This is a genomic window from Sphingomonas sp. CFBP 13706 (assembly GCF_014842355.1).
Classification (GTDB): domain Bacteria; phylum Pseudomonadota; class Alphaproteobacteria; order Sphingomonadales; family Sphingomonadaceae; genus Sphingomonas; species Sphingomonas aerolata.
In genome coordinates this window covers 1-479 of sequence record NZ_JACYVM010000078.1, presented here as the reverse complement: position 1 = coordinate 479, position 479 = coordinate 1, and the positions used below count along the sequence as shown (strand labels likewise).

The 479-nt window shown below is 68.1% G+C and carries 1 protein-coding gene; it reads left to right on the top strand.

Going from position 1 to position 479, the window contains the following annotated elements; all coding sequences use genetic code 11:
* The coding region (locus IFS44_RS21735; RefSeq protein WP_192100235.1) for a PepSY-associated TM helix domain-containing protein at nucleotides 1-479 on the top strand (479 nt) is incomplete at both ends.

Here is a 479-nt window from a genome sequence, read left to right as displayed (position 1 = left end):
GGGCTGACGATCGGCGTACTGTTCGCGTTTGCCGGGCTGACCGGCAGCCTGCTGGTGTTCTACCCAGAAATCGACGCTGTGCTCAGCCCAGTACTGCGCGCGGTGCCCTCGGAAGCACGCCCTGCGTCGTGGCAGGCGGTGGTCGATACGCTCCACCGCGAGCATCCGGCGCGCACCGGCGCGTGGCGGATCGAGGTGTCGGGGGAGGGCGGCGCGATCCCCGTCCGGTACTACACACCGAAGGAGACGACCGGACGCGCCTTTGCGCCGCTGCTTGCCTGGGTCGATCCGGTGCGTTTGACGACGATCCGCACCGGCTTCTGGGGTGATACGCTGGTCACCTGGATCTACGATCTCCACTACCGCCTGTTGCTAGAGGAGCCCGGCGGGATCGCGATGGGGATTGCCGGGATCGTCATGCTGGTGCTGCTGGCGAGCGGTATATGGGCGTGGTGGCCGCGAGCAGGGGGCTGGTGGCG